Source organism: Neobacillus pocheonensis (genome assembly GCF_050477905.1).
GTDB lineage: Bacteria > Bacillota > Bacilli > Bacillales > Cytobacillaceae > Neobacillus > Neobacillus pocheonensis_A.
In genome coordinates this window covers 1-7,055 of the sequence record NZ_JBCNAD010000105.1, presented here as the reverse complement: position 1 = coordinate 7,055, position 7,055 = coordinate 1, and the positions used below count along the sequence as shown (strand labels likewise).

At 32.9% G+C, this 7,055-nt stretch carries 6 protein-coding genes; 2 read left to right on the top strand and 4 right to left on the bottom strand.

Annotated elements, in window-relative coordinates; all coding sequences use genetic code 11:
- Nucleotides 1-131 precede the first annotated feature (131 nt).
- A complete protein-coding gene (locus tag ABES02_RS29565) occupies nucleotides 132-1,355 on the top strand; it encodes a DUF6161 domain-containing protein (RefSeq protein WP_430141576.1) in 1,224 nt (407 codons plus the stop codon).
- 323 nt (nucleotides 1,356-1,678) lie between these two features.
- Entirely contained in the window at nucleotides 1,679-2,038 is a 360-nt protein-coding gene (locus ABES02_RS29560) for a hypothetical protein (protein ID WP_430141575.1), read from the top strand.
- A gap of 128 nt (nucleotides 2,039-2,166) precedes the next feature.
- On the opposite strand, the gene ABES02_RS29555 is transcribed toward ABES02_RS29560, so the two are convergent.
- The 4 genes from ABES02_RS29555 to ABES02_RS29540 all read right to left on the bottom strand — a co-directional run bounded on the left by ABES02_RS29555 (nucleotide 2,167) and on the right by ABES02_RS29540 (nucleotide 6,686).
- Nucleotides 2,167-2,640, bottom strand: a complete 474-nt coding sequence (locus ABES02_RS29555; protein WP_430141573.1) for a hypothetical protein — start codon at nucleotides 2,638-2,640, stop codon at nucleotides 2,167-2,169.
- Nucleotides 2,612-4,747, bottom strand: a complete 2,136-nt coding sequence (locus tag ABES02_RS29550) for a site-specific integrase (protein ID WP_430141571.1) — start codon at nucleotides 4,745-4,747, stop codon at nucleotides 2,612-2,614. Before ABES02_RS29550 ends, ABES02_RS29555 begins: the two co-directional genes overlap by 29 nt.
- A gap of 5 nt (nucleotides 4,748-4,752) precedes the next feature.
- Nucleotides 4,753-6,102 (bottom strand): tyrosine-type recombinase/integrase, encoded by a 1,350-nt coding sequence (locus ABES02_RS29545; RefSeq protein WP_430141570.1) that lies wholly within the window; start codon nucleotides 6,100-6,102, stop codon nucleotides 4,753-4,755.
- A 155-nt stretch (nucleotides 6,103-6,257) separates the two neighbouring features.
- Complete coding sequence (locus ABES02_RS29540; protein WP_430141568.1) at nucleotides 6,258-6,686, bottom strand: helix-turn-helix domain-containing protein; 429 nt, start codon at nucleotides 6,684-6,686, stop codon at nucleotides 6,258-6,260.
- Nucleotides 6,687-7,055 lie beyond the last annotated feature (369 nt).

Here is a 7,055-nt window from a genome sequence, read left to right as displayed (position 1 = left end):
CATTTCGCACAACTAAACTGCCCCGTTAGTTGAAGAACAAAAAACCTTCATATTAGAAGAGAAATATCTTCACTTTCGTTCAAAAATGTTAAATAATTGTTGTAGCTAATAATTGGAAAAGGAGTTGTAATATGACAGAAGCAACAATAGGTTTTTCAGAGGAATTAAAAGCACACTTTAAGGAATTGAAATTAGAATTTCTTCTTTATCCTGAAACACGTGTTAAAAAATTTAAATCACTTGATATTTTTTACAAGTTTATATGTAAGGAATCTGATTTTTGGGGTGATTGTAACCAGGGATCTGTTGGCGGAATAAGGAGTCATATTTATCAAATAAAAACCAATTTAGATAATGCTATGAATCATAATGATATTAATAATGCAAAAAACTTTTTAAATAGTGCTATAAACTTAGTTCGAAATAATGCATATCCTGTGGTGTTCTCAATGACTGAAATCGGGAGACAAACTAAAAAATTGTATGAAATTAGCCCCAACAGAGCTGAAGGTTTTATATCATATTTGATGCCAAAACAGGGTTATCCTCCAATGAACGGCGTAAACTTTAATGACAAAGAGATGCTGACTGGAGTTTTTTATGGTTTTGTATTGGAAAATCCTGAGGTTTCGAAAGCATTAACAGAAGATGAAATAGATGCAAGACAAGGTTCCATTGATTCACTTCAAGAATTGGTTAATCAGACAATGGCTGAAATATCCGATGAGACACAAAGAGTAAAGGAATTATCCGAGGTTGAAACAACAAAGATTCAAGCAGTTCAAACTACGTTTAAAACAGAAACAGATAAATTATTGACTGATGCCGAGGTAAAGATTAAAGAGTTAGAAGATCTTTATACCGAGAAATTAAGACTTTCAGCCCCTGCAGAATACTGGAAGACTACTAAAAGTAGTTATCAAAAAACAGGTTTAATTTGGACAGGTTTGGCCATTCTTGTGACCGCTGCTTTTTTAGGGGTAATCAGCAATTTGATTTTCAAAATCGAAAAGCAGGAATCTGTATTGAAGGCCGTTAAAACAGTAAACTTTGATACATTGAAATTTGGAATATTAATAACTGTTTTTATTTCTGTAGGAATTTTTCTTGTCAATTTCTTAATTAAACTAGCAATCAGTGCGTTCCATTTATCAAGGGATGCCAATGAAAGATTACAATTAACGCACTTATATTTAGCATTATTAAATGAAAAAGGGGTAACTACTGAGGAAAGGTCAATTGTTTTGCAGTCATTATTTAGCAGAGCGGATACCGGACTACTTAAAGGCGATAGCTCACCTACAATTCCAGACAATGGATTAGTTGGCCAATTACTAAAAGTTTCAGGCAAATAAAAAGGACCAGAAAAGGTCCTTTTTGTGTTTATGATATATATTAGCAGTTTTGCTTCGTATAATTTAGTCTTTCTTATTCCACTGACCTGCCACGTTAGTAGAACAAGGAAAGATGCCAAAATCACAGCTCCAATCTTCAACTATTGCACCCATTAGTTTTAACAAGCACCTTGTCTTTTAATGGAAAATCTTCGTTATGTTCACCAATCATATTTACAAAAAACGAACCTTTTCACCAGAACTATCAAAAAATCCCCTTCAAAAAAGGACTTATCAATGGTATCATAATTTTTTATAATGATTGGGAAAAGGGGTATGATTTTATGGCACAGTCAAACGTAAAAAAGCCCATAATTAATTCCGTTGATTCTGATAGAAAAGTTGAACTAGCAGAAAACACAATAGAAAAAATTGTTTTCGCAATTTCCGATTTAGAAACCAATAAAATAGATATTATATTTAAAAAACAAAATAAACTTCTCGACCAGTATAGTGAATTATTTAAATCGCAAAAAGAAAGGATAAATAAACAGAAAAATCAAATTAATAATTTAACGGAAAGAATAGAAACAATGGAAAATTTACTTTTTGACATGTTTTTGGACATGACTACATCAGATGAAAAAATTAAATTGATTAGATATGGAATTAAAGAACTTACCAAAAACGAAGGGCGCATTTAGCACTCTATTTTTTGTACGTATTATATGTGATAATAGACCCAAAAGAAAGAGGCTTTTTATCTTCCTTTCATCAACTAAACTGATTTGTTAGTTGATGAAGAGTAGGTGAAACTTTTTCCTTATATCACCTACTTATAGGTTTCAAAAAAATTCGAAACCCATTTAGTGTTATTTTCAGCAATATATTGTTCTGTAAGAATTAGTCTTTGGACTAGTTCTTTTTTAGATAATTTCATATATTTTCTTTGTAAATTTTCCAGATTACGGTTTGGCTTTATCTTTTGAAATTCAATATTCTCGATAGTTACAGGACCGTTGGATTTATTACTTTTGCTATTATTTTTGTGTTTATAAGTTTTACTATGTTGCTTGTAATGCTCATATAACAGTTCGTTTGTACGGATTGTGTTAGGATGTATCCCCTTACCTTCGGGATCAATTGCTTTTGATTGTTCAGCTATTGTTGTTAACGTGATAGGTCTACCTTTTTTAATTAATAGATCAATTGTTTGCTTACCTATCTCTACCGAACGATTACTACGCTTTTGATGGCTTTCCTTTAGCCAGGCACGTTCAGTTTTTGAATTGAATATGTGGCTCATATGTTTGTTCCTCCCTATACTTTTCAATGAGTTCTATTTCTTTTAATTCATTACGGGCATTTTTACGCATCGCTTTCGCTTTTTTAGCATCAATCGTTAAACCCATTACACTATATCGCTTCTCCATATCTTTCGATAACTCAATAACCTCGAATAATTCGTGTTTCTTTTCCGGTTGTGGGATTTTTGCTTGGCAACCTAAACACGCCATTTTTATTGGGCATACATGATTTGTGACACACGTGCCACCTAAAACATTATTGAATACACCCACCTTTTTTTTATATTCTTCTAGCTCTTTTTCAAGTTCTTCTGGCATACGCAATACAGCTTCATCTATATCTAAATAATCAGATATAACATCGTGTAAATCACTTACTGATTGAGCCACTTGGCTTGGTGTAGGCTCTGAGTAATAACCAGTTACTCCTACATCTCGTTGGTGTAATATCTTTGCTACTACGTCTATCGGTAACTTTTGTCGCTGAACAGCTTCAGTAGCAAAAGCATGACGTAATAAGTGTGTTTTCACCACAACAGGTTTACCTTCTTGTGTTTCAAATTGTTGTCCGTGCAATAAAAAACGAAGAATTGCCGTAATTGTTTTTTGTTTAAGTGCTTTGTTGTGATACTGAAAAAAATATGGTTTAGGTTTTGGGAATAGATGTTTTCTTTGACAACTATATTTAACACCTGGTATTTTTTCAGTACCATAATGAGCTTTTAGCATCAGACCAACAGATTGAATTAATTTCATTGTTTGATCGCTGATAAAAAAAGCTTCTACTTCATCACGCCCTTTTGGAATAACGTAAAAAGAAAAACGTAATTTCTTATCAACTTTAAATGTACGGATACATTCTTTTGTGTTACTAATTTGTAATAATTCATTTATTCTTGCACCAGTAGTGGTACATATATCTAATGCTAATAAACCAAAGGTTCCTGCTACGTATAATGGTTCTACATCGATCAAAACACCTTCTGCTTTATCGTTATTCCTAGAAACAAAACTACTTGGTGTTAGTATCCCTTTATGTTCAGAATGATATGGTCTAGGATTACTATCTAAACTTTCTTCACCGTAACCCCACGAATAAAGCAATTCACGTTTTTGATTAATTTCATCATCGGTGGCATGTTGACGCCACTGTCCTATAACATCATTTTCAAATAGTTCAATGAACCACAGGCCTTCTGCTTCTTGGTCATCATCCAAACGTTCAGCTTTAATAAATTCTACAAAGTAATGATTATGTTCGTCCGAATAAGACCCTGTACGATTTATTGCTGATTTTATAGTATGATTATTAAATCGGTCTTGGTGATTTAATACAAATGAAGACTTGTCCCATAGTCGAAAATAAAAACGTTCTCCAATCCGTTCAGGTTCATCGTAATGGAAATCTAAAGGCAGCCCTTCATTTGGTGTTTTTGCTTGTTCACATGCTCTTAAATAGGCTTGCCGTAGTCGATTTAATTGATTCCAACGAAATTGTCCTTCTGCTCGGATTTGTGGGAGTAAGGGCACAATGGCATCTGTTTCTCTCTTTCGAATGTTCTGTGCCTGATCTTTAGCTGATTTAGTAAAAGAAAAATCTCTTGAATCGTAAGAAGGCATTGGAAATATAAATTGCTCAAAATGTTCTTGTTGTTCTTTAGGTATTTTTGTTGCAACCCATTTTTTTGTACTATTAGAGCAACTTCTATATTGTCTTAAAAATGCTGCTCTCATACTATCTGTATCTTCTTCAAAAATAGAACCTTTAAAGTATTGGTACATTTGCGTTTCTATATTGAATCTCTCGAATTCTATTAAATCAAAGTATTCAAACAAATTTCTTAATCGTGGGTTAATTATTTTAATTGATTGATTAATTGTAATAACATCTAAATTTTTTTCAGTATAAACTAACATTGCAAGTAATAAGTGATTGTTCCAAGGCTTGTCTACCACATTCTTAATATAGAATTTCAAATTAGTTTCATCAATTTTGTCCAAAATAAAAGAATCTCTTGCATCAGTTAAATGCAGAAGTTGTTCATCAACTTTACCCAATAAATGCTCATAAAAAAGTGATAGAGGTTTAATGGTTGATTCGGTCATTGCATTCACTCCAATCCATCTAATAATTCTTGTATCTCAGCATCTATTTCAACATCCTTAATATTTTCCAGAACTGTTTGAGTAGGTTTTTTCTTTCGTTTATTTTTCTTTTGCTCAATATATTCATTTTCAAACTTTTTCATATTTTCTAACATTTGATTGTGTGACTCACGATGCTTTTCTTCATCAAAATAATGTTCGTAAACCTTTATGGTATCTGCATTTTTCCATTTGATATACTTAATAAGTTCATTTGTCCTCTGTTTAATTTCAGCTTCTGTTTTAGAAGTATTATATATTTCTCGTAACCTTGTGGTAACAAACCAGTGTCTTGTTTTATGTGGGTTTAACTTAATCTCACATTCATTAATAGCCCTGTCCCAGTGGTAATACCAAGCTTCATAGGAGAATGGAGTTCCAAGTTCCGTAAGGAATATTGGAGCTTCACTTGGTAACGCATCAAAAATCCGTTGTAACTCGTCATATTGCACTCGTTCTTTATTGATATATCGCATCAGTAATTTAACAGTATCTTTACTAAATCGTAGAAATTTCACCCTTTTGCCGTGACTTCCTTTATTAAATGTGCTCGCCTCTTGAAAATCCTTTCGTGAGCGATAATCACCAATGGTTAACTCAATAACTTCTGATGCTCTCGCTCCTGTTTCAAATAGTATACGAGCTATAACAACTTCCCTTAACGACCAGTTCACCTTTTTCCCTGCTTGATAAACCTGAGAAGGGAGGTAAGGATCATCAATAATCTTAGGTTGCCATTCTTCATTTATTAGCTTGAAATATGAATCAGTCAGTCTTCTATGTGGTATTGCATCCTCTGTTCCTGCTTCAACCGGCATACGAGGTTTATCCTTTCTTACACCTTCAGTTTGACTTTTATATTCAACTAAAATCGCATAAGAATCTATTAAGGGGTTCGAATAATTGTACTGTTTTAATCGAATAAGAGATTTATAGAATGATTTCAATGCTGATAGAAAATGGTTAACGGTATTAGGACTTTTGCTTGTACGATTCACAAACCGAAAGGTGTCCTTTTCACGAACTTTACATCCCATCTCATTCATAAGATAATCTTCAACAATTACTCGTATGGCTTCGGGTGGATCATTCCACTGAACCCGGTTTCCCTGATAGTTACTAAATTGGTCTAACCAACTAAAGAAGGGTAGAAGGCGTTTCAAATACGAAAGAGCCGTACTTTTATCAACTCTTCCAATACAATCGTGGTAATAATCTGTTAAAGGTAAAAAAGGTACATTTTCACAATTAAAAACCAATAAATAATAACGGCTTTCAATTCCTTCAGGGCAATAGTGATACTGATATTTAGCCATAAACAATCACCTACTTATTCTTTAAACACATTACTTATTCTTTAATCCAATTATAAAAAGGAACAGGTCTTGATTGCTGGTTATTTACTTGTTTGCAGTCATTATCAAACTCTTTGTTTAGTTAAATCATACAATCGTTTACTAGATTTCTTTGGTTACTTAATAGGAATAGTAGTTGGACTCAGATTTTCTCGAATTGCTTTTCTGATAAACCCTTCAGGATTTTTAACTTTTGTAGGTGACTGCTGCATAATAAGAAGTATCTCTAAAGTACATTTAATTCCAACAACGGATAGGATGGATAAAATCTCATTTTTTGGAGAGGAAAGGGTAACGGCTTGATAAGCTAATTTAACTAACTCTGATTCATCTACATCTGATTTCAGTTCCTCAACTTGTTGCTCTGTTTTGTTGATAGGTACAACATTCTTTAGTTTTAATAAATCTGATTCAATAATTCTCCAACCTTCTTTATCACTATTTCTATACGAATTTGGAAATTTACCTGATCGAATCCACCGTTTAATGGTTTCTTCGTGTTTCCCTAAAAGTTCAGACACTTCTTTTACTGTGTATTCTTTCAAAAAAACACCTCCAAATAAAATCGAATATAAGTTCTTATTTTAGTAAAACTTTTTACTGTTGTAAAGTGAACCTATTTAAGGTTGTTGTTGTAGTAAATGAGGTCATTTAGACGGTCTAATAAACAAAAAAGTACACCACCTTTATATAAGTGATGTACTTAATTTTCATTTAATGTCAGACATTAAAGACAAACCCTTATTTCTCCGATAATAGGGCACATTCACTTGTCTTTAATTTTACACAGTAGATATTGGTCTTTTTATTTTAGGCAGTGTTAAAGGTCAATGGTGATTATTATAACTCGTTGATTGGAGCGTAAGGCGTGAAGACTCCTGCGGGAGTACGGGGCAGGGGAGACCCCGCAGGCG